Origin of the sequence: Paraburkholderia sp. EG304, assembly GCF_046543485.1 — a bacterium.
GTDB lineage: Bacteria > Pseudomonadota > Gammaproteobacteria > Burkholderiales > Burkholderiaceae > Paraburkholderia > Paraburkholderia youngii.
Window position 1 is genome coordinate 1 of the sequence record NZ_JBKGUA010000013.1, and the last position, 19,253, is coordinate 19,253.

The 19,253-nt window shown below is 65.8% G+C and carries 12 protein-coding genes, 3 pseudogenes and 2 riboswitches; of the genes and pseudogenes, 7 read left to right on the top strand and 8 right to left on the bottom strand.

The genetic code is table 11. The annotated features are described in order from the left end of the window. On the top strand, positions 1-422 hold a 422-nt coding region (locus ACLFKU_RS17300; RefSeq protein WP_410849867.1), incomplete at its 5' end, for a hypothetical protein. Next, positions 352-1,296, top strand: a complete 945-nt coding sequence (locus ACLFKU_RS17305) for a flagellar brake protein (protein WP_410849868.1) — start codon at positions 352-354, stop codon at positions 1,294-1,296. The genes ACLFKU_RS17300 and ACLFKU_RS17305, both read left to right, overlap by 71 nt. Before the next feature lie 65 nt (positions 1,297-1,361). Here ACLFKU_RS17305 and ACLFKU_RS17310 read toward each other — a convergent pair whose 3' ends face one another. The 4 genes and pseudogenes from ACLFKU_RS17310 to cobW form a co-directional block, all read right to left on the bottom strand. Continuing rightward, the gene (locus ACLFKU_RS17310) at positions 1,362-1,901 is read right to left on the bottom strand and encodes a vWA domain-containing protein (RefSeq protein ID WP_410849970.1); all 540 of its coding nucleotides are present in this window, start codon (positions 1,899-1,901) and stop codon (positions 1,362-1,364) included. Between the two features lie 131 nt (positions 1,902-2,032). Beyond that, positions 2,033-3,124 (bottom strand): ATP-binding protein, encoded by a 1,092-nt coding sequence (locus tag ACLFKU_RS17315; protein ID WP_410849869.1) that lies wholly within the window; start codon positions 3,122-3,124, stop codon positions 2,033-2,035. Then, positions 3,121-6,938: pseudogene (cobN, locus tag ACLFKU_RS17320) on the bottom strand (cobaltochelatase subunit CobN). The gene ACLFKU_RS17315 and the pseudogene cobN overlap by 4 nt, the downstream one beginning before the upstream one ends. 13 nt (positions 6,939-6,951) lie before the next feature. Next, a complete protein-coding gene (cobW, locus tag ACLFKU_RS17325; RefSeq protein WP_410849870.1) occupies positions 6,952-8,043 on the bottom strand; it encodes a cobalamin biosynthesis protein CobW in 1,092 nt (363 codons plus the stop codon). Positions 8,044-8,244: 201 nt separating this feature from the next. Next, a riboswitch (cobalamin riboswitch) is annotated at positions 8,245-8,523 on the bottom strand. Positions 8,524-8,603: 80 nt separating this feature from the next. Further along, a riboswitch (cobalamin riboswitch) is annotated at positions 8,604-8,872 on the top strand. Positions 8,873-9,117: 245 nt separating this feature from the next. On the opposite strand from cobW, the pseudogene cobA reads away from it, so the two are divergent. The 5 genes and pseudogenes from cobA to bluB all read left to right on the top strand — a co-directional run. Next, positions 9,118-9,843: pseudogene (gene cobA, locus ACLFKU_RS17330) on the top strand (uroporphyrinogen-III C-methyltransferase); the annotation flags it as partial. Positions 9,844-9,906: 63 nt separating this feature from the next. After that, on the top strand, positions 9,907-10,341 hold the full coding sequence (locus ACLFKU_RS17335) for a cobalamin biosynthesis protein (protein ID WP_410849971.1): 435 nt from the start codon (positions 9,907-9,909) through the stop codon (positions 10,339-10,341). Beyond that, positions 10,338-10,940, top strand: coding sequence for a cob(I)yrinic acid a,c-diamide adenosyltransferase (cobO, locus tag ACLFKU_RS17340; protein WP_013091616.1), 603 nt, complete (start codon positions 10,338-10,340; stop codon positions 10,938-10,940). Before ACLFKU_RS17335 ends, cobO begins: the two co-directional genes overlap by 4 nt. A gap of 3 nt (positions 10,941-10,943) precedes the next feature. Beyond that, positions 10,944-12,269: a cobyrinate a,c-diamide synthase gene (locus tag ACLFKU_RS17345; protein WP_410849871.1), complete on the top strand. Its 1,326-nt coding sequence runs from the start codon at positions 10,944-10,946 to the stop codon at positions 12,267-12,269. Further along, complete coding sequence (bluB, locus tag ACLFKU_RS17350; RefSeq protein ID WP_410849872.1) at positions 12,253-12,912, top strand: 5,6-dimethylbenzimidazole synthase; 660 nt, start codon at positions 12,253-12,255, stop codon at positions 12,910-12,912. The genes ACLFKU_RS17345 and bluB overlap by 17 nt, the downstream gene beginning before the upstream one ends. A gap of 38 nt (positions 12,913-12,950) precedes the next feature. Here bluB and ACLFKU_RS17355 read toward each other — a convergent pair whose 3' ends face one another. The 4 genes and pseudogenes from ACLFKU_RS17355 to ACLFKU_RS17370 all read right to left on the bottom strand — a co-directional run bounded on the left by ACLFKU_RS17355 (position 12,951) and on the right by ACLFKU_RS17370 (position 18,350). Beyond that, the gene (locus ACLFKU_RS17355) at positions 12,951-13,565 is read right to left on the bottom strand and encodes a DUF4136 domain-containing protein (RefSeq protein ID WP_410849873.1); all 615 of its coding nucleotides are present in this window, start codon (positions 13,563-13,565) and stop codon (positions 12,951-12,953) included. A 42-nt stretch (positions 13,566-13,607) separates the two neighbouring features. After that, positions 13,608-16,095: pseudogene (locus ACLFKU_RS17360) on the bottom strand (CHASE2 domain-containing protein). Positions 16,096-16,161: 66 nt separating this feature from the next. Further along, complete coding sequence (locus ACLFKU_RS17365) at positions 16,162-17,613, bottom strand: FecR domain-containing protein (RefSeq protein WP_410849874.1); 1,452 nt, start codon at positions 17,611-17,613, stop codon at positions 16,162-16,164. After that, a complete protein-coding gene (locus tag ACLFKU_RS17370) occupies positions 17,610-18,350 on the bottom strand; it encodes a response regulator transcription factor (RefSeq protein ID WP_410849875.1) in 741 nt (246 codons plus the stop codon). The genes ACLFKU_RS17365 and ACLFKU_RS17370 overlap by 4 nt, the downstream gene beginning before the upstream one ends. Positions 18,351-19,253: the final 903 nt, after the last annotated feature.

Genomic DNA, 19,253 nt, shown 5'->3' on the forward strand with positions numbered 1-19,253 from the left:
TAGTTTTTAAAGATCGATCCGCCCAACCCGCCGCGCCTGAACCACCACTACCCGGCACCGCTTCGTTTGCGTCGCTGCGTCTGCAGCAGAGAAACGAGATTATGGAGAGCGGTCGACAACACGTCAAGCCCCTTCTGCGAATTTCTTTTGGGAGCAAAGACTCTCATCTCAATCTCATTGCCCACATTCACAAAAGAGTCAACTCACGTCAGATCAAAAAAGAAGCAAAATTAGTTAGCCCTCCGATTCAATCCGTCGAAGTCCGGAAACCCACCACCGCTCCCCAAGTTAAAGTTTTACCCCTCCTCGCCGTCAATCAGATCATCCCGCCACTTAAATTAGCTGCCGACTATGGACCATCCCGTCGACGCACACGTCGAGGAAACCCAGCGCGCCGCTGCATCGCCGGCGCTCGAGCCTGATTCGGTGCCGGTAGGCACGCCGCTGCCATGGCCGATCGTCGATGCCGACGGCACGCTGCTGTTCGCAAGCGCGACGACGCTCGCGACCGCCGACGAACGCGCCTTTCTGTTTCAACACTTCCGCCCGCACCGCGGCGACCTGCACGACCTCGGCGCACAACAACCGCCGGCGCCCACGGCCCAGCCTGACCAGCCCGCCGAACTGACGCTGAAGGATATGCACCTCGAGATCGGCGCATTGATCGGCATGCGCTCGCAACTCGGCAGCGGCGCGCCGATGCACCCATGCCGCATCATCGGTTTCGCGCCGAATCATGCGCTGTTCGTCACGCCGCCGATCCAGCAAGGCCAACCGCTGCCGCTCACACCCGGCGAGAACGTCGAGCTCGTGGCGATCGCGAGTCAGGCCGTGTTCCGTTTCGTCTGCACGGTCGAAGCGGTCTGCCGCGCGCCGTTCGACTACGTCGTGTTGTCGAGGCCTGGCATGGTCCGCCGGCTACGCGAGCGCAAATCGATCCGCGTCCACGCGCATCTGCCCGTGCGGTTTGGCATAGGTGGAGCCGGCGACACGTACGAGGGCCTTGGCGTCGCCAAGGGCATCAGCGCGCTCGGCATGTCGTTGTGTGCGTCGTGGACACTGGGCGGGGTCGGCGACCGACTGCGCATCGCATTCCGGCTGAAGTCGGCCGAGTTCTATTCGCAGATCGAGACGACGGCAGTGATCCGCAACGTTCAGAAGGGCAAGACGCCTGGCGAGCCGTCCATGCACGGCCTCGAACTGGATCAACTCGATTCCGCTCAACAGATGGCGATGAAGGTGTTCGTGTTCGATCGTCAGGAGGACGTGCAGCACTGGTCCAACGGACTCCAATAAGCGCTCCGGCTGGCAAGCAACGCGCGTGCGGACGCAGCAGTTCGAGCTCGCTGCGCACACATCGATCAGCCGATCAACTCTTCAGGCGTCAACCGCCGCGCTCCCCACGCATTGGCGAGCATTTCGCAACGGCCGAGCCGTATCGCACCACGCTCGAAATCGACGAACACGACTTCGTCGGCGCCGGCCGGCCGCGCGGGTTCGTCGCACGTGCGGCCGTCGGTCAGAATCCAGAGCCAACGCTGCTGGGCCGGCCGTCGCCGCGCGCAGCGCTCGAGCAAATGCGCGGCGCTCCGCACGCCCGACGCGAGCGGCGAGCCACCGCCTCCGCCCACGGGCGCGAGCCATCGCTCGTTCCACCAGCGCGGCACGGCGGGGCCGAAGCGTACGTCAGCGCCCGCACCACCGAAGCAGATCAGCGCAGCCTCGGCGCGCATCGCACTCGCACGGTCAAACAAGGCAGTCAGTAGGCCCTTCGCGAGCGCCAGGCGTTGGCCCGCCAGCATCGACCCGGAGCAATCGAGCACGAAGCAATGCAGCACTCCGCCGCGCGGCGCTTCGCGTGCGAAGCGCAGATGCTCGCGACGCAGCGTGCGCTCGCGCATCGCGGCGAGCGTCGGTGGCCATGCAATGCGCCGGCCCGGTTCGCCGCGCGACGTATCGCGCAAACCCGCTCTGACGCCTTGCGGCCATCGAAAACCGCTGCGCGAGTCAGCGGCGGCGCCCTTCCGATGGCTCAGCGTTTTTTTGCGTCGAGCGGAATGACGCCTTTGACAGGCACAGTCCCGGCCGGCTCGGGCGGCAGGTAGCCCCAGTCGGGGTCGGCGGAAGATGTCGCCGAATCGCCAGACGCCGCCCCAACGACTTCCTGCGATCGCGCCTCGCTGTCCGACTGACGCTGATTCGCAGGCTGCGAATCATGCTGACGCCGCCGATGAAGCAGCACCGCATCGGCGACGCAATCCACATGTCCGACCGTCACCGCATCCCTCTGTTCGAACGCGGCCAGCGCGCGCGCCGCGCGCAGCATCACGAGGTCGGCGCGCAGGCCGTCGACGGCTGCGTCGATGCACAGCGCGCTCACACGCGCATGGACGGCGTCATCGAACGCAAGCAGCGGCAGCGCCGCGCGCGCCGAGCGAATTCGCTGCACGTATGAAGCCTGCTGGTCCGCATAAGAGGCACGAAACCCCGCGGGATCGAGATCGAACGCGAACCGCGCTTTGACGATCGCCTGCCGCACCTGCGGCTCGAACGCGTTCTGCAACTCCACCATCAGACCGAAGCGGTCGATCAGTTGCGGCCGCAACTCGCCCTCTTCGGGATTCATCGTGCCAATCAGCGCGAAACTCGCGTCATGACTGTGCGACACGCCATCGCGTTCGACGGTATTCACGCCGCTCGCCGCCGCATCGAGCAATGCATCGACGAGCGCATCGGGCAGCAGATTGACTTCGTCGACGTACAGCACGCCGCGATGGGCCTTCGCGAGCAGCCCCGGCGAGAAGCGCACCGAGCCGTCGCGCAGCACGGTTTCGATATCGAGCGTGCCGATCAGACGATCCTCGCTCGCGCCAAGCGGCAGGTTCACGAGCTGCCCTTCCGGCAGCAGCTCGGCAAGCGCGCGCGCGGCAGTCGACTTCGCGGTGCCGCGCGGTCCGCTGATCAGTACGCCGCCCAAGCCCGGATCGATCGCGGCAAGCACCAGCGCCTGCTGCAACGAGGCCTGGCCGATCAGCGCGGCAAACGGAAAAACCGGCCGCGACGCCGTGCCCGAAATAGAGCCCGCGCTGCCTAGGTCGTCCGTTCTTCGCATCGCTCCATTCATGTTTGTCTTCCTTCGATCTGCTGTTCGCTCGCAAGCAGATGCGCTTCCACCTGCGCGCGATAGTCGCCCGGCTGCTGCCACAGCCCTCGCTGCATCGCTTCGAGCAAACGCTCGCAGATCGAATGCAGCGCATGCGGGTTGTGCCGCTGCATGAACGCGCGGGTATCGGCGTCGTTCAGATAAGCATCGGCAACGAGCGCGTATTGATGATCCGCGATCACGCGCGCGGTCGCGTCGTAGCCATACAGATAGTCGACGGTCGCGGCGATTTCGGCCGCGCCCTTGTAGCCGTGGCGCTTCACGCCATCGAGCCATTTCGGATTGACCACGCGCGAGCGGATCACGCTCGCGATCTCCTCCTGCAACGTGCGCACGCGCGGCGCGGCAGGATTGCTGTGATCGGCGTGATAGACACGCGGCTGCTGACCGGCCAGATGCCGTACCGCCGCGACCATGCCGCCCTGAAACTGGTAGTAGTCGTTCGAATCGAGTACGTCGTGCTCGCGGTTGTCCTGGTTCTGCAGCACCACATCCAGCGCTGCGAGGCGCGCGCCAAACGCTTGATGCGCTTCCTCGCCCGCGCTCTTCTGCGCATACGCATATCCGCCCCACGCCTGATACGCGTTCGCCAGATCGGCGTCGGTCTGCCACTCGCGCGAGTCGATCATCTCCTGCAGACCTGCGCCATACGCGCCGGGCCGCGCGCTGAACACGCGCCAGCCGGCGCGCTTGCGCGCATCGACCGGGTCATGCCGCTCGCAATCAACGCATCGCGTTCGCGCTGCACACGCGCGCGAATCGGATTCAGCTCCGCCGGCTCGTCGAGTTCGGCAACCGCTTGCACGGCCGCATCGAACAGATGCATCACGTTCGCGAACGCATCGCGGAAGAAACCGGATACGCGCAACGTGACGTCGATACGCGGCCGATCGAACGCTTCGATCGGCATGATCTCGAAGTCCGTCACGCGATGACTGCCCGGCGCCCACTTCGGCCGCACGCCGAGCAGCGCGAGCGCCTGCGCGATATCGTCGCCGCCGGTGCGCATCGTTGCGGTGCCCCAGACCGACAGGCCGATCGCGCGCGGATAATCGCCATGCTCCTGCAGATGCCGCTCGATCAGTTGCTGCGCCGATTTCAGGCCGAGTGCCCACGCGGCTTGCGTCGGCACCGCGCGCGTGTCGACCGAGTAGAAGTTGCGGCCGGTGGGCAGCACGTCGGGCCGTCCGCGCGACGGCGAGCCGCTCGGACCGGGCGGCACGAAACGTCCTTCGAGGCCGCGCTTGAGCTGCGTCATTTCCTGCGGGCCGCATGCGTCGAGGCGCGGCAGCACGTCGTCGCGCAGGCGTGCAATTACCTGTGCCGCTTGCTGCAGACTTTCGTCGGCTACAGGAACGGCCTGCGAACGATCCGCGTCATCGCAATCGACACCGCAGACGCCGCGCAACAGCTCGCCCGCGAGCAACTCCAGCCGCTCGCGCGTATCGCCGTAATGCCGCCACGGTGCATCGCTGATCCGCCGCAAGACATCAGGACGTGGGCCGTCCCATGCGGCGGCCCAATCCACGCTCAACGGATCGAACAGATGATCGATGCGCAGATCGCGCGCCAGCGCGTCGACGAGCCCAGCCTTGCCGCCCTGTCCATCGCCGACCGGAAAGCGCCCGAGCGCGAGCAGCGTATCGCGCCGCTGCACGCCGCGCGGCGACTGCCCGAACGTATGCAGACCATCGCGAATCTGCGCTTCCTTCAGCTCGCACAGCCACGCATCGACGCGCGTGAGCAGCGCGTCTTCATCGTCCTGTCCGTCGGGCGCCGCGAGACTCAGCTCTTCGTGCAGCCGATGCTCGACGATCGTCGTCAGAATCGTGCGACGCAAGAGCTTTGCGCGACGCGAATCGACCATCAATGCTTCGTAGTATTCGTCGACCTGGCGTTCGAGGTCCTGCAGCGGCCCATAGTTTTCAGCGCGCGTAAGCGGCGGCATCAGATGATCGATGATCACCGCCTGCGCACGCCGCTTCGCCTGGCTGCCCTCGCCCGGATCATTGACGATGAACGGATACAGATGCGGCATCGGTCCGAGAATCAGATCGGGCCAGCACGCGTCGCTCAACGCGACACTTTTGCCCGGAAGCCATTCGAGGTTGCCGTGCTTGCCGACGTGCACGACCGCGTCGATGCCGAACTGGTGGCGCAGCCAGAAGTAGAACGCGAGGTAGGCATGCGGCGGTACGAGCTCCGCATCGTGATAGCTCGCGTAGTCGCCTTGCTCGCGCGAACGCGAAGGCTGAATGCCGACGAACACCTGCCCGCAGCGCCAACCCGCGATCATGAAGCGGCCGCGCCGCAGCGTCGGGTCCTCTTCGGGCTTGCCCCAGCGCGCGTTCAACGCGTCGCGCACGCTCGCCGGCAATGCGTTGAAATGCGCGAGATAGTCGTCGAGCGCGAGACTTTGCAGGGCCGGACGCAGATCGCGGACGACCGGATCGTTGGTCACGCCCTCGGTCAGCCTGTTCAACAACGCGTCGCCGTGCTCGGGCAGTTCGCCGACACGATAGCCCTCATCGCGCAGCATCGACAGAATGCCGACCACCGATGCCGGCGTGTCGAGCCCGACGCCATTACCGATGCGCCCTTCGCTCATCGGATAGTTCGCGAGAATCAACGCGACTTTCTTGTCGGCGTTATCGAGCGAACGCAAACGGCACCAGCGGCGGCTCAGCTCGGCGAGAAAACGCACCCGTTCGAGATCGGGCTGATAGCGGACCACATCGACCTGGGTACGCGCACAGCGATACGCGAGACCCTTGAAACTGATCGCGCGCGTAATGATGCGCCCGTCCACTTCGGGCAGCGCGACGTGCATCGCGATGTCGCGCGAATTCAGGCCGTGGTTGTCTTTCAGCCAATCCTCGCGATTGCCGCCGCTCAGGATCACCTGGAACACCGGCGCGTCGCCGGCGAGCGCGAGCGGCTCGGGGTCGTCGATCGCGGACGCGGCGAACGCGGTCGTGTTCAGCACCAGCGCGACGCCATGTTGCGCGCACAGCGACTGCACGACATCACGGCTCATCGCATCCTTCAACGACGTGATCGCGAGCGGCAGCGGATTGAGCCCTTGCGCTTCGAGCGCATCGATCAGCGCATCGAACACCGCGGTATTGGCGGCCTGCAGATGCGCCTTGTAGAACAGGATCGCGACGACGGGCGCGTCCTGCCGCCAGCGCGCCTGCCAATCGGCGACGGTAGGCGTATCGCGCTCGGGGTGATACAGCGACGCGGCCGGCAACGCGCGCGGCGGCTCGGGCTCGCACCCCCAGCCGATCGCGCGATACGCGATGCAGCGCAAAAACGCCTCGGCGTTCTGCGGACCGCCCTCGCGCAAATAGCGCCACAACTGCTGACACAACTCGGCGCTCGCAGTGCTGCGCGCGAGCAGGTTCGGGTCTTCCTGCAGATCGCCGGAAAACATCGCGAGCGTTTGCTGTTTGCGCTGCGCGAGCGCGACGACCTGCTCGATGCCGTACGGCCAATACGCTTCGCCGCCGAGATGATCGACGACGACCACGCGCGCATGCTGCAACACGTCGTCCAGATAGAAATCGACCGAGGCCGGCTGACGCAGATACGTGACGTTCGCAAGCCGCACGCTCGGGAAGCCGTCGCCAAGACGCGGCACCACGCTCGCGAGCAGCGACAGCGTGGTGTCGGCGGAACTGAGCACGACGATATCGGCGGGCTGCTGATCGATGCGGATCACGCCCTGCGTATCGTCGACGAAACCGCCCGGCGTCGTGCGCAGCAGATGCATGCTGGTGCGCCCGTTATGCCGTCGCGTTCGACGTCGCGCCGAGCGCCGCGTCGAAAGCCTGTTGCAGCGCGGGTCGATCGAGGTCTTCTCCGATCAGCACAAAGCGGCTCGGGGCGCCGTCGCCGTTTTCGCCCGCCTGCCAGCGCAGGTCGAAGTAGCTGTCGAAGCGCCGGCCCACGCCCTGGATCACCAGACGCATCGCCGCGCCCGGCAGTGCCGCGAAGCCTTTGACACGGTAAATCGTGTGGTTTTCGACCAGCGTCTGCAACGCGGCGAGCGCCGCGTCGCGCGACGGCACCGATGCCTGCACGACGACCGAATCGAATTCGTCGTGATGATGATCGGGGTCGTCGGCGGAACCGTGGTGGTCGTGCCGCAGGTGGATCGTCTGCTCCGACGCCGCTTCGAGCCCCAGCAGCGTATGCAGGTCGAGCTGTCCCTGCTGCGCGCGCACGATCTTTACCTGCGGCGGAATCTCCGCGCGGATCGCGGCTTCCACTTCGTGCTGCCGCGCGTCGTCGATCAGATCGGTCTTGTTCAGAATCACCAGATCGGCGGCCGACAACTGGTCTTCGAACAGCTCGTGCAGCGGCGACTCGTGATCGAGATTCGGATCGGCCTTGCGCTGCGCATCGACCGCGACCGGGTTCTCGGCGAACTGGCCGCTTGCGGCGGCCGGGCCGTCCACCACCGTCACCACCGCGTCGACCGTGAAGCCGTTGCGGATCTGCGGCCAGTTGAACGCCTGCACGAGCGGCTTCGGCAATGCGAGCCCCGAGGTTTCGATCAACACGTGATCGAGTTCGTCGCGCCGCTCCGCGAGTTTTTCCATCACCGGGAAAAACTCTTCCTGCACGGTGCAGCACAGACAGCCGTTCGCGAGTTCATACAATTGCCCTTCGGTCTCGACGCCGTTTTCATCGCAACCGATGCCGCAGCCCTTGAGGATTTCGCCGTCGATGCCGAGTTCGCCGAACTCGTTGACGATCACCGCAATGCGCTTGCCGCCCGCATGCTTGAGGATGTGCCGCAGCAACGTCGTTTTGCCACTGCCGAGAAAGCCGGTGACGATCGTGACGGGAATCTTGCGCAATTGAGTTTGCATCGTGAGGTCCATCCCTTTGCGTTGCATCGGTCTGCCGCAAAGTCCGCGCATCGGTCGGCATCGGCTGGCGAACGGAGCGAATGAATCACGCGCACAGTACCAGCGATCACCAGACACGGGGACGAACGACGGCATTGCCGCGACAACGGAAATACAGAAAACGGAACTGAGGTCATGAACGCGCCGCCGCATCCCCGCGGCGGTCGTTCTGCTTCTTCGGGCCGGTATCCGGGCTGGCGAAAGCGCCGCTTCCCCTTCCCGGCCGAGTGGTTTCTCGTCCAGTGGTGATATGTCGACGCGACCTTGCGCGAGGACATCGAAGCCGGCACCGCGGTGCCCGGCTATCAACCCGGAACCGCTTTTCGCTTACCGTTGCGGGGACAGCACAGGTTAGCCGCTCTAGCGCAGATGGCTCCCTGTTTCCCGTTTAACTGCATGCGCACGAACGCGCACGCGAGCACCCAAAGTGCGTGCGAGTGTAGGCCCCCGGGCATGCGCAGTCAAGGAACGCAGGCCGCCGGAAAGCGTCGCCGAGGCTTATCTGGCAAGGCGCCATGTGCTATCGTATGCGCGCGTTTGGTGCCCGCACATGCACTCGCATGTGCAGTTAAACGGGAAACAGGCAGCGCGTCGCGCGTTCAACCTGTGCTGTCCCCGCAACGGTAAGCGACCTGCGGCGCGCGATTCGATCCAGCTTCGATTCCACCGTGCCGCGCATGCGTTTTTTGATGCCACTGCCCCGCGAATCCGCAGATTCGCGAACAAGGACGGGAAGGCGAAACGCGTGAGGCCGCCAGCCCGGATACCGGCCAGACGCGGAGGCGGCGCCCCATGCACCCGTGCATCAGGTTGCGCCGCCGGCCGCCGGAATCCGCGGGGAACGGATGTGAAGGCGTAGAAACGTGGCATCGCGCGTTTCGTGGCGTTCTCTCTCTGAAGAATCCGCCGCGAGCCGCATGAGTGGCCGCGCCCGGATTCGCTGTACTGCATGACCTCTATATTCACCGCCGCGTGCACCGTCGCACGCCGCTTCTCTCCTCCCATCTCCGCATGGCATCCGCCATGCACGCCGCGATGACGCGCGCCTGGCTGATCGGCGCCGGTCCCGGCGACGTCGAACTGATGACGCTGAAGGCCACCCGTGCGCTCGCGCAGGCCGATGTCGTGCTGGTCGACGATCTGGTCAATCCCGACGTACTGCAGTTTGCACGCGCCAACGCGCAAGTCGTGTACGTCGGCAAGCGCGGCGGCCATCCGTCGACGCCGCAAGCGGACATCGTCGCGCAAATGCTCGGGCATCTGCGCGCGGGACGCAGCGTCGCGCGGCTCAAGGGCGGCGATCCGTTCGTGTTCGGCCGCGGCGGCGAAGAATTGCAGGCGCTGCAGGCGGCGGGTATCGAAGTCGACGTGATCAACGGCATTACGGCCGGCATCGCCGCACCCGCGACGCTCGGCATCGCGGTCACGCATCGCGATTACGCGCAGGGCGTCGTGTTCGTCACCGGCCACGGCGCCGGCAGCGGCGAACCGGACTGGGCCGCGCTCGCCGCGACCCGCATGACGATCGTGATCTATATGGGCATGCGGCGGCTCGGCGAAATCGTCGCCGCGTTGCTCGCGGCCGGCATGTCCGCCGATACACCCTGTGCGGCGATCGAGTCGGCGACGCGGCCCGAGCAGCGTCACGTGCTCGCGCCGCTGCGCGAGTTTGCCGAGGCGGTCGTGCGCGCAGGGCTCGGCTCGCCGGCGATCGTCGTGATCGGCGGCGTGGCCTCGCTCGCGCTTGCACGTGAAGCGGCGAACCGCGATGGCCGAGTCGATCACGAACAAGCTGCGAACGCGCTCAAAACGCTAAGCGTCGGCATAGGTTGCCGCTTGCACAGCGATGCCGGCGACATCGAAGCCGCCGTGCGCGCAGCACTCGGTTCGAATGCCTTCGAGCGGATCCACACCATCGCGACGATCGACACGAAAGCCAACGAAGCAGGTCTGCTCGAATTCTGTTCACGCCATCAACTGCCGCTGCAACTGTTCAGCCGCGAGCAGATCGCGGCCGCGCCGGTCGCGTCGCCGTCGGCGGCCGCGCGCGCGCATCTTGGTGTCGACGGTGTGTGCGAACCGTGTGCGCTACTGGCGGCAGCAGCTTCGGTCTCCGCGACAATCGCGCAAACCGCACGTCTGGTCGTACCCAAGACCACGCACGCTGGTATCACCATTGCAATTGCGGCGGCGACCGACACCGCAGCCGGCGACGTAGCGCCCTTCCATCCCGCCCCTCAAGACCAGGACCTTCGATGAAAACCGACCCCGAATCGCATCAACGCATGACCGAGCGCCGCCGCGAAGGCCACGAAAAGAAGCAGGCCAGCGCGACCGTCGAAAAAGGCCTGCTGATCGTCAACACCGGCACGGGCAAGGGCAAGAGCACGGCCGCGTTCGGCATGGCCGTGCGGGTGCTCGGCCACGGCATGCGGCTGGGCGTCGTGCAGTTCATCAAGGGCGCGCTGCATACGTCGGAGCGCGATTTCCTCGGCGCAATCGCGCAATGCGATTTCGTCACGATGGGCGACGGCTATACGTGGAACACGCAGAATCGCGAAGCCGATATGGCGACCGCGCGCAAGGGCTGGAACGAAGCGCGGCGGATGATCGAAAGCGGCGACTACCAGATGGTGATCCTCGACGAGCTGAACACCGTGCTGAAGTACGAGTACCTGCCGCTCGACGAAGTGCTCGCGGTGATCAAAGCGCGCGCGCCGATGCTGCACGTCGTCGTGACCGGACGCCATGCGCCCGATGCGCTGATCGAAGCCGCCGACCTCGTCACCGAAATGCGCGCGATCAAGCATCCGTATCGCGAGCAGGGTGTGAAGGCGCAGCGCGGCGTGGAGTTCTGAGCGATGTCCGCATCCCCCAAGGGGACTTCCTCCGCTGCGTGCCCCGCGCTGTTCATCAGCGCGCCCGCGTCGGGACAAGGCAAGACCACGATCACCGCGGGTCTCGCGCGCTATCACCGGCGGCTCGGACGTCGCGTGCGCGTGTTCAAGAGCGGGCCGGATTTTCTCGATCCGATGATCCTCGCGCGCGCGAGCGGCGCGCCAGTGCTGTCGCTCGATCTATGGATGGTCGGCGAAAGCGCGTGCCGCAACCTGCTCGCGCAAGCGGCGCAAGAAGCCGATCTGATCCTGATCGAAGGCGTGATGGGCCTGTTCGACGGCACGCCGAGCAGCGCCGATCTGGCGACCACGTTCGGCGTGCCAGTGCTTGCGGTGATTTCGGCGCAGGCGATGGCGCAGACCTTCGGCGCGCTCGCGTTCGGCCTTGCTCGCTTCAGACCACAACTGCCGTTTCATGGCGTGCTCGCGAATCGCGTCGGCTCGGCTCGGCACGCGCAGATGCTGCAGGAAGCGCTGCCGCCCGAACTGCGCTGGTGCGGCCACATCGCCGCGAGCGACGAGATCACGTTGCCCGACCGCCACCTCGGCCTGCATCAGGCCGATGAAATCGACGATCTCGAAGCGCGCCTCGAACGCGCGGCGGATACGCTCGCGTCGACCGCGCTCGCCGAACTGCCGCCGCCGGTCGATTTCGGCGCACCGTCGCCCGAAGTGCTGCCGCGTCTGCTCGAAGGCAAGCACATCGCGATCGCGCGCGATGCCGCGTTCTCGTTCATCTATCCCGCCAACCTCGCGCTGCTCGAAGCGCTCGGCGCGCGGCTCAGCTATTTCTCGCCGCTCGCCGACGAAGCGTTGCCCGCCGACACACATGCGCTCTATCTGCCGGGCGGCTACCCCGAACTGCAAATGGCGACGCTCGCTGGCAACATGCGCAGCGCGGCATCGATCCGCGCGCACGTCGAGGCGGACAAACCGGTGGTCGCCGAATGCGGCGGCATGCTCTACCTGCTCGACACCCTGACCGACGCGCAAGGCAAGAGCACGCCGATGCTCGGCCTGCTGCCCGGTCACGCGGAGATGCAAACGCGCTTCACGTCGCTCGGCATGCAGCAGATCGACGGCCTGCACGGCACGCTGACCGGCCACACGTTCCATTACTCGAAGCTCGCGACATCGCTCGAGCCGCAGCGCTTCGCCACCCGCGCGCACAGCGACACGCCCGGCGAAGCGGTGTTCCGCGTGGGTCCGATTGTGGCAACCTATATGCACGCTTACTGGCCCTCCAACCCGGCTTTCACGGCCGCCCTCTTTCATGGCGAAGCCTTTTGACGACTCCGAGCGCGACGCGGTCTATCGCGCGATTTACGAACGCCGCGACATGCGCCACTTCGTGCCCGATCCGGTCGATCCGGCGGTGCTGCGGCGTCTGCTCGACGCGGCGCATCACGCGCCGAGCGTCGGCTACATGCAGCCGTGGCGCATCGTGCGCATCACCGATGCAGCGCTGCGCACGGGCTTGCGCGACATCGTCGAGCGCGAACGGCTCGCCACCGCCGACGCGCTCGGCAAGCGCCGCGACGAATTCATGAAGCTGAAGGTCGAAGGCATGCGCGACTGCGCGGAACTGCTGGTGATCGCGTTGATGGACGGGCGCGAGCGACACGTGTTCGGCCGTCGCACGCTGCCGGAGATGGACCTCGCGTCGGTCGCGTGCGCGATCCAGAACATGTGGCTCGCCGCACGCGCCGAAGGACTCGGGCTTGGATGGGTGTCGCTGTTCGATGTCGACGCGGTGCACCAGCTACTGGCGATGCCGGAAGGCGCGCGGCCGGTCGCGATTCTGTGCCTCGGCCACGTCGATGCGTTCTACAGCGAGCCGATGCTCGAAACGGAGCGCTGGGCGAGCCGTCTGCCGCTAGCCGATTGCGTGTTCGAAAACCGCTGGCCAGGCGGCGAGCCGGCGCAGGAATAACCGACACGCACGGCTCCGGCGACTCGAAGCTGCGTTATTTAGCGCTGCAGCGGCTCCATAGAATCGACGTTCGGCGCACCGCTCGCCTTGTCGATACTGAGCTTCACGCGCCAGTCGGCCGGCGCGTCGTACGGCAGCTTCGCAAGCGCGGTTTTCACGAGCAGCGGCAACGCATGCAGCGGGTCCGCGTCGCGATCCATATACACCGCACTGACCTTGTAGCGCTCGGCGCCGCTCGCATAGTCGAAAAAGCGCAGTGTCAGCGCGTGCTGATAGTTGCGCCCGAATAGCAGCGCGCCCGGACCGTCGCTGCCCCCGCCGCAATCGGCGGGCGCGCAATCCCCGCCGCCAATGCCGATCGACGCCGGCCGCGTGCTATACGCGATCGACAGCAGAAAATGCGCGGACTTGCCCGCCGTATCGACGAAGCCGTGTTTCGCCAACTCGTCGCGCAGCAGCTTTTCGACTTGCGGATGGTCGGCGCTGTCGTTCTGTGACTGCGTGCGCGCGAGTGAATAGGTCTGCCCGCCTTGCAGCGCAATGGCATGGTCGGCGCCGCTAGCGGAGGCGGTGTGCACGTCGGCGCTCGGGCCCGCGCAAGCGGTGAGGCTCGCCGCAGCCAGCGCGGCATAGAGGTGAGCGATCTTCGCCATTTTCTGTTTTCTCTCTAGTCCATCGAATCCATCACAAGCGCATCAGGCGCGCGGTGCGCTGGTTTCATCGAGCGGCGCGTCGTCGAGCGCGGGCAGCCAGATCGTAAAGGCCGTCCCCTCGCCGGGCGCGCTGACGACTTCGACGCTGCCGCCGTGGCGCGTGACGACGGTTTTGATGAACGCCATGCCGAGTCCCGCGCCGCCCACTTCCGGCCGCTCCGCCTCATGAAAACGGCGAAAGCGCTCGAATAGCCCCGCCTGCTGCTCCTTCGGGATGCCATAGCCCTGGTCGCGAATCGTGCATGCCACGCGAGCCGCCCCGCTGCCTTCGCGCCTAGCCGCCGGCTGGCTCGCGAAACTGCACACGATGCGCGTGTCGGGCGGACTGTACTTGACCGCGTTGTTCAGAATATTGACGAGCGCGCGCGTCATCAGTGAGCGGTCGGCGCAAATCCAGAGATCTTCGCTGGTGGTGTCGGCCGGTTTCCGTATGCAGCGTGATGCGCTTCGCGTGCGCCTGCGGCCAGACCTCGTCGCTCGCATCGATGACGAGTTCGGTCAGGCTCAGCGGCTCGAGCACATACGCCTGCGACTCGGCGCGCGCCAGTTGCACGAAGTCGTCGGCGAGCGTGAGCGCGCGTTGCGCGTAGCGTTCGATGCGCTCGAGCACGCTGCGCGCGAGCGCCGGCTCGGTCCGCGCGCGCTCGATCTCGACCAGCGCAATGATCGACGCCTGCGGCGAGCGCATGTCGTGCGACAACAGCCGCAGCGCGTCCTCGCGCTGACGCTCGGCCGCATGCAGCGCCGACACGTCGACGAGACCGGCGATCCAGCCGGTCGTCTCACCCTGCGCGTTGGTGCAGGTCGCATAGCGCAGCAGATGGTCGCGCTCGTTCGAGTCGCGCACCTCGACACCCTGCGCCATCAGCGCCGCGAACTCGCCGCGCGTCGGGTCGAGCGGCGCCGGCCAATGCGCGTGCGCGTACACGTTGCGCTGGTTGTCCGCGGCCGCGCCGGCATCGATCGTCTTCACGAGCGTGAGACCGCCGAGCACGCTTTGCATCGGCTGGCCCTCGGGCATCGGCGCGCCGAGCCCCGCGAAATGCGCTTTCGCCGCGTGATTCGCGATCAGCACGACGCCGTCCACATCGCTGACGAGAATCGGCTCCGGCATGCTGTCGAGGCTGTCCCACACGAAGCGCTTCATGTCCTGCACCCGTTGCGCGGCCTCAGCCATCAGCGCCATGTGCTGCGCGAGCACGTCGCCGCCGAATTCGCGGCGGCGCTTCGGCGTTTCGGGCAGCAGATGCGGCTCGTCGGCGAGACGTTGCAGTTCGCCGCGCAGATACGCCATCGTCATTTCGAGGCGTCGCCAGTTCCAGATCGGGTAGACGATCACGACGCCGAGGATCGCCGGCACCGGCGACATCCACAGCCTGCCGCTGTACAGCAGCAGCGCGCTGCCGGCCACGGCGAGCAGCACCAGCGCGCCGGTCAGCAATAGAGAGCGGCGCGGCGACAGCACGAGGAAGCCGCCGAGCAACGCGGCGAGCGGCGCGAGCGCCGCCGCGAACACGATCCACAGCGCGACCGGCTGGATCTCGCGGCCGGTCAGCAGCGTGTCGAGCACGTTCGCGTGGATGTAGACGCCTGGCAGCGGACCGAGCTCGCCCGACACCGGCGTCGCGAAGCGGTCGTACAGACCCGACGCCGTCACGCCGATCACGACGATGCGCCCGCGCAGCTGATCGGCCGGCACCTTGCCGGCGAGCACGTCGGCGAAACCGAGCTTCGCGTAGTTCGCGGCATTCGGGCCGAACGGAATCAGGAAGCGGTCTTCGCGGCCGTCGTCGCTGCCGCGCGCCGGCTCGGTCGAGCGACGCGGCGGCAGCCCGTTGCGCAGCCGCAGCTTGCCGCGTTCGACCGCGTCGGCGACGAGCACCGTCAGTTGCGGCCAGCGCGAGTGCTCGTCGCCCTGGAAGCGCGCGACGCTGCGCACGATGCCATCGCTGTCCACTTCGAAATTGATGTGACCGAGCCCGGCTGCTGCCTGCGCGAGCGGCGTGACGGGTTCATCGACGGTGCGCTCGCCGCTCGCATCGGGCGGCGTCAGCAGCACGGGCAGATAGGTCGGGCTCAGCGCGACGGCGTGGGCGAGCTGGGCGTCGTCGACGTTGGGCTCGGTGAACAGCACGTCGTAGATCACCGCGGCAGGTTTGGCCGCGGCGAGCTGCTCGAGCAGCCGCGCATGCACGCTGCGTGGCCACGGCCAGCGGCCGAGCGCGTCGATGGCCGCATTGTCGATCTCGACGACGACGATGTCGGACAGCAGCGGCTGCTTGCGCAGCTTCAGAAACTGGTCGTATACCAGCAGATCGATGCCGGCGCCGACGCGCCCGAACGATGTCAGCAGGATCACCACGAGGCCGAGACAGCCAACGCTGAGCCACTCGATCAGAAAGCGCCGGCCGGCCCGCCGTCCGAGACGGGCGCGCGGATCGAGGCTCAGTCGCGTAGAAGTGGCGGGCAAGGGGCGATGTAATCCGGAACGGGAGGACGGACCGGGCAGCAAGCCGGCTCCGAGAATCTACCAGCGTCAGCGCGCCAGCGTAAAGGAGCGGACCGGGCTGCTCTTTTCGTAGAAGCGGCCGTTGTCGAACTGCTCGGCGACGATCGTCCAGTAGTAGACGCCAGGCGGCAGATCGCTGATCACGAGTTCGCCGCCCGCCAGATCGGTGCGATCGATCACGGGATGGCTTAGATCAGCCGTCTTCGCGAGCACGAAGCGAAAACGCGTCGGCACGTTGCTGTGGCTGACGAACCAGCGGAACTCGTAGTCGTGGCTACCCGCGCGCTGCGCGGCCGAAGCGTCCAGCCCGAGTTGGCGGCGCTCGAACGCATACACGTTCGGCAGGCCGTCGAGGCCGTTGCTATCGGTTGACGCGACACGCACGAAGTACGTGCCGTCGGGCAGATCGCCGAAGTCGGCGTGCGGCACGCTCACGCGTAGATCGCGTACCAGGTCGAGCTGATCGGCATCGTGCGAAATCTGCAGCCGATAGCCGACCGCGTGCTCGGCCGGGTTGACGTCGAACGCGACGGTCTTGCCGTCCTGCACGCGCGCCGGCCGCTCGACCGAAGGCGCCGGCAACAGCTGGAGCGGACTGCCGATCGCGCCGCCCGAGTGTGTGACGTTGCCGAAGCTTGCCTTCACCAGTTGCTCGGACGCCTGCAGCGGCCTGCCCGGCACCGGCGCGGCGCTCTGGCCATGCTGCTTGGCCGGATCGACGCCGACCGCGCCATCGAGCACCGCCACCGCGGTGGTCTGCGTGTCGCCGTTGTAATCGACGCGAAAGCGCGTACCGCGCACCCCGGCGACCACCGAAGGCGACCGGATCTGAAAGCGATCGTCGCGTCGCGTTGCATGCGTGACCTGGCTTTCGACTTCGCCGGAACGCAACTGGAAGATGCGATCTGCCGCGCCGGTCAGCGTGATGTGCCGCAGCCTCTCAATATTGAGCTCGCCATTTTGCGCGACCGTCACATACGAGCCGTCGGGCAGTTCGAGCGTCGCGAACCCGTTCGCGCCGGTGCGCAAGTGATCGCCTTCGGCAAGCGTTTCACCGCTTTTCAACGGCAGATAAGGGTTTGTGTGGAACGCGTGCTCGACCGGACCGCTGGTCGCGACCACTCGCGCCGTGTCCGGATCCTGGCGCAGCCTTTGGAACGGCAAACGCAGCACGATGCCGGCCGGCATGCGGCGCGGCGCGGGCACGTGATTGAGCCTGCTCAACAGCGCCCAGTCGGAAGGGTCGGCCATGTAGCGGGCGGCGATGTCGTACAGCGTGTCGCCTTCGTGCGTGGTGTAGGAAGCGTAGACCGGCAGCACCTTCGCACCGGTCTTGCCGCGCGCGGGCTGCGCGTGCGCGAGCGCACTCCAACCGGTCGCGCCCGTTGCAATCAGGCAGGCCGCGGCAAGCCACGCGGCGGCACGAAGGCCGGAGATAGCGCCGCCGCCCGACGCCGCCCCACCCACGCAGACCGTCACGCCTCCCCCGCTTCTTCAGTGGGCTCGTCGTTGGCGGTAGGTGGTGTGTCGGCTTCGATCCGCTCGAGGCGGTAGCCATAGCCGTAGATTGGCGTGAGCCGATAACCCTGCTCCGGGCGCAGACCGAGCTTGCTGCGCAGCATCGACACGTGCGTGTCCATCGTGCGCGACGGGATGTCGGTGGCCTGCTTCCAGATCACGTCGAGAATGTGTGCGCGCGACAGCGGCCGGCTCATATGCTGGAACAGCAGCAGCGCGAGCTCGAACTCTTTTTGCGTGACGGAGACCGGCGTGCCGCGCACGACGACGTGCTTGGCGCTCAGGTCGAACTCGAAGTCGCCGAACACTTCCCTGGTCGCCGGCGGCTTCAGGTAATAGGCACGCCGCAGCAGCGAGCCGACCCGGGCGAGCAGCACCGCGCCCGACACGGGTTTGACGAGATAGTCGTCGGCCCCGATGTTCAGAATCGAAGTGATGTCGGATTCGCGGCCGCGGCTCGTCATGAACAGCACCGGCAGACGCTCGGACAGGCTCTCGCGCACCCAGCGGAGCACTTCTTCGCCGGACATGTCCGGAACGTTCCAGTCGAGCACGAGCAGGTCGAACGTCTGGCGACGCAACTGGCGCACCAGTTCACGCCCTGCGCCATACGCATGACAGACGTGTCCAGCGGCGGATAGCGTTTGACACACAAGGTCGGCCTGAGCCGAATCATCATCGAGGACAGCAATTCTCATAACACCCCACAACGTAACAGCACCTTTCGCGGCTGACGGCCGGCGCACCGGCTGACGACCGGGATGACGACAGCGCCGTCGATCCGGCTTCCCATAAAATTCCGGCTGCTACTTTCTGACTAATGGTCCCTCGCCGTACCCCCGCCATGACGCGGCTTTCATGAAGCTGAATCAGCGCATAAATGTAATTACCATAGCGATTATGCAGGGCAGATCATGATAATCGAAAACCCTCTTTCATCCCGCTTACCGTGTACCGGCAATCCGTCGCGAAAAACCCTAACTGAAAACAATTGACGTGTTTCTTAGGTTCCTCCGGTCTGCCAGTACTGGGAGGCACCCGGACGGACATCACAATGCGGACCGCAGACCCTTGCTGGAGCGGCATTTCGGCTATGCCGCTTATCCGCCTTAAGATTCCTTTCAGGTACTCTTATTTAACAATTGCGTGTCCAGTATAAGAATAATCTCAGAATAAATCGTTTAAACATTGTTAGATTTCGTCTCGGGACGAGTTGTCATTTGATGCAATCATCTGCGCGAGCGCGAGACTCGCAGCCCTATTTTTGTATGAGGCGTTCTACCTGCTTCACATTGATGAGCAGTGCGATGACGCAACGCGTCAAAAGTAGTCAGCGGGTGAGCCCCGGCGCAAGTGACGCGGGCAAAAAAATGCGGCGTTGCTCCTGTCGAAGCAACGCCGCCCAAAAAACACTACACACGCTCGCCGGGGTCTAGCCGCACGAGTCATGTCACGTTAGCCCGGCGCGAAGCCGTGCTCAAGATGAAAGAAATTCCTTTGTAACCGCTGCCAAAGTAGTAATTACACGTCGTCCGGAAGCGCACGAGGCGCAAGTCTTACACAGCGCGAGTTCGAAATTGGTATGAGTTGAAGCCCCGCGC

What these genes read in the sequence shown, in the direction of transcription:
- ACLFKU_RS17370 (WP_410849875.1), bottom strand. Translation starts at nt 18,350, where the DNA reads ATGAGAATTGCTGTCCTCGATGATGATTCGGCTCAGGCCGACCTTGTG.
- ACLFKU_RS17355 (WP_410849873.1), bottom strand. Translation starts at nt 13,565, where the DNA reads ATGGCGAAGATCGCTCACCTCTATGCCGCGCTGGCTGCGGCGAGCCTC.
- cobO (WP_013091616.1), top strand. Translation starts at nt 10,338, where the DNA reads ATGAAAACCGACCCCGAATCGCATCAACGCATGACCGAGCGCCGCCGC.
- ACLFKU_RS17315 (WP_410849869.1), bottom strand. Translation starts at nt 3,124, where the DNA reads ATGAATGGAGCGATGCGAAGAACGGACGACCTAGGCAGCGCGGGCTCT.
- cobW (WP_410849870.1), bottom strand. Translation starts at nt 8,043, where the DNA reads ATGCAAACTCAATTGCGCAAGATTCCCGTCACGATCGTCACCGGCTTT.
- ACLFKU_RS17305 (WP_410849868.1), top strand. Translation starts at nt 352, where the DNA reads ATGGACCATCCCGTCGACGCACACGTCGAGGAAACCCAGCGCGCCGCT.
- ACLFKU_RS17310 (WP_410849970.1), bottom strand. Translation starts at nt 1,901, where the DNA reads ATGCGCGAGCGCACGCTGCGTCGCGAGCATCTGCGCTTCGCACGCGAA.
- bluB (WP_410849872.1), top strand. Translation starts at nt 12,253, where the DNA reads ATGGCGAAGCCTTTTGACGACTCCGAGCGCGACGCGGTCTATCGCGCG.
- ACLFKU_RS17345 (WP_410849871.1), top strand. Translation starts at nt 10,944, where the DNA reads ATGTCCGCATCCCCCAAGGGGACTTCCTCCGCTGCGTGCCCCGCGCTG.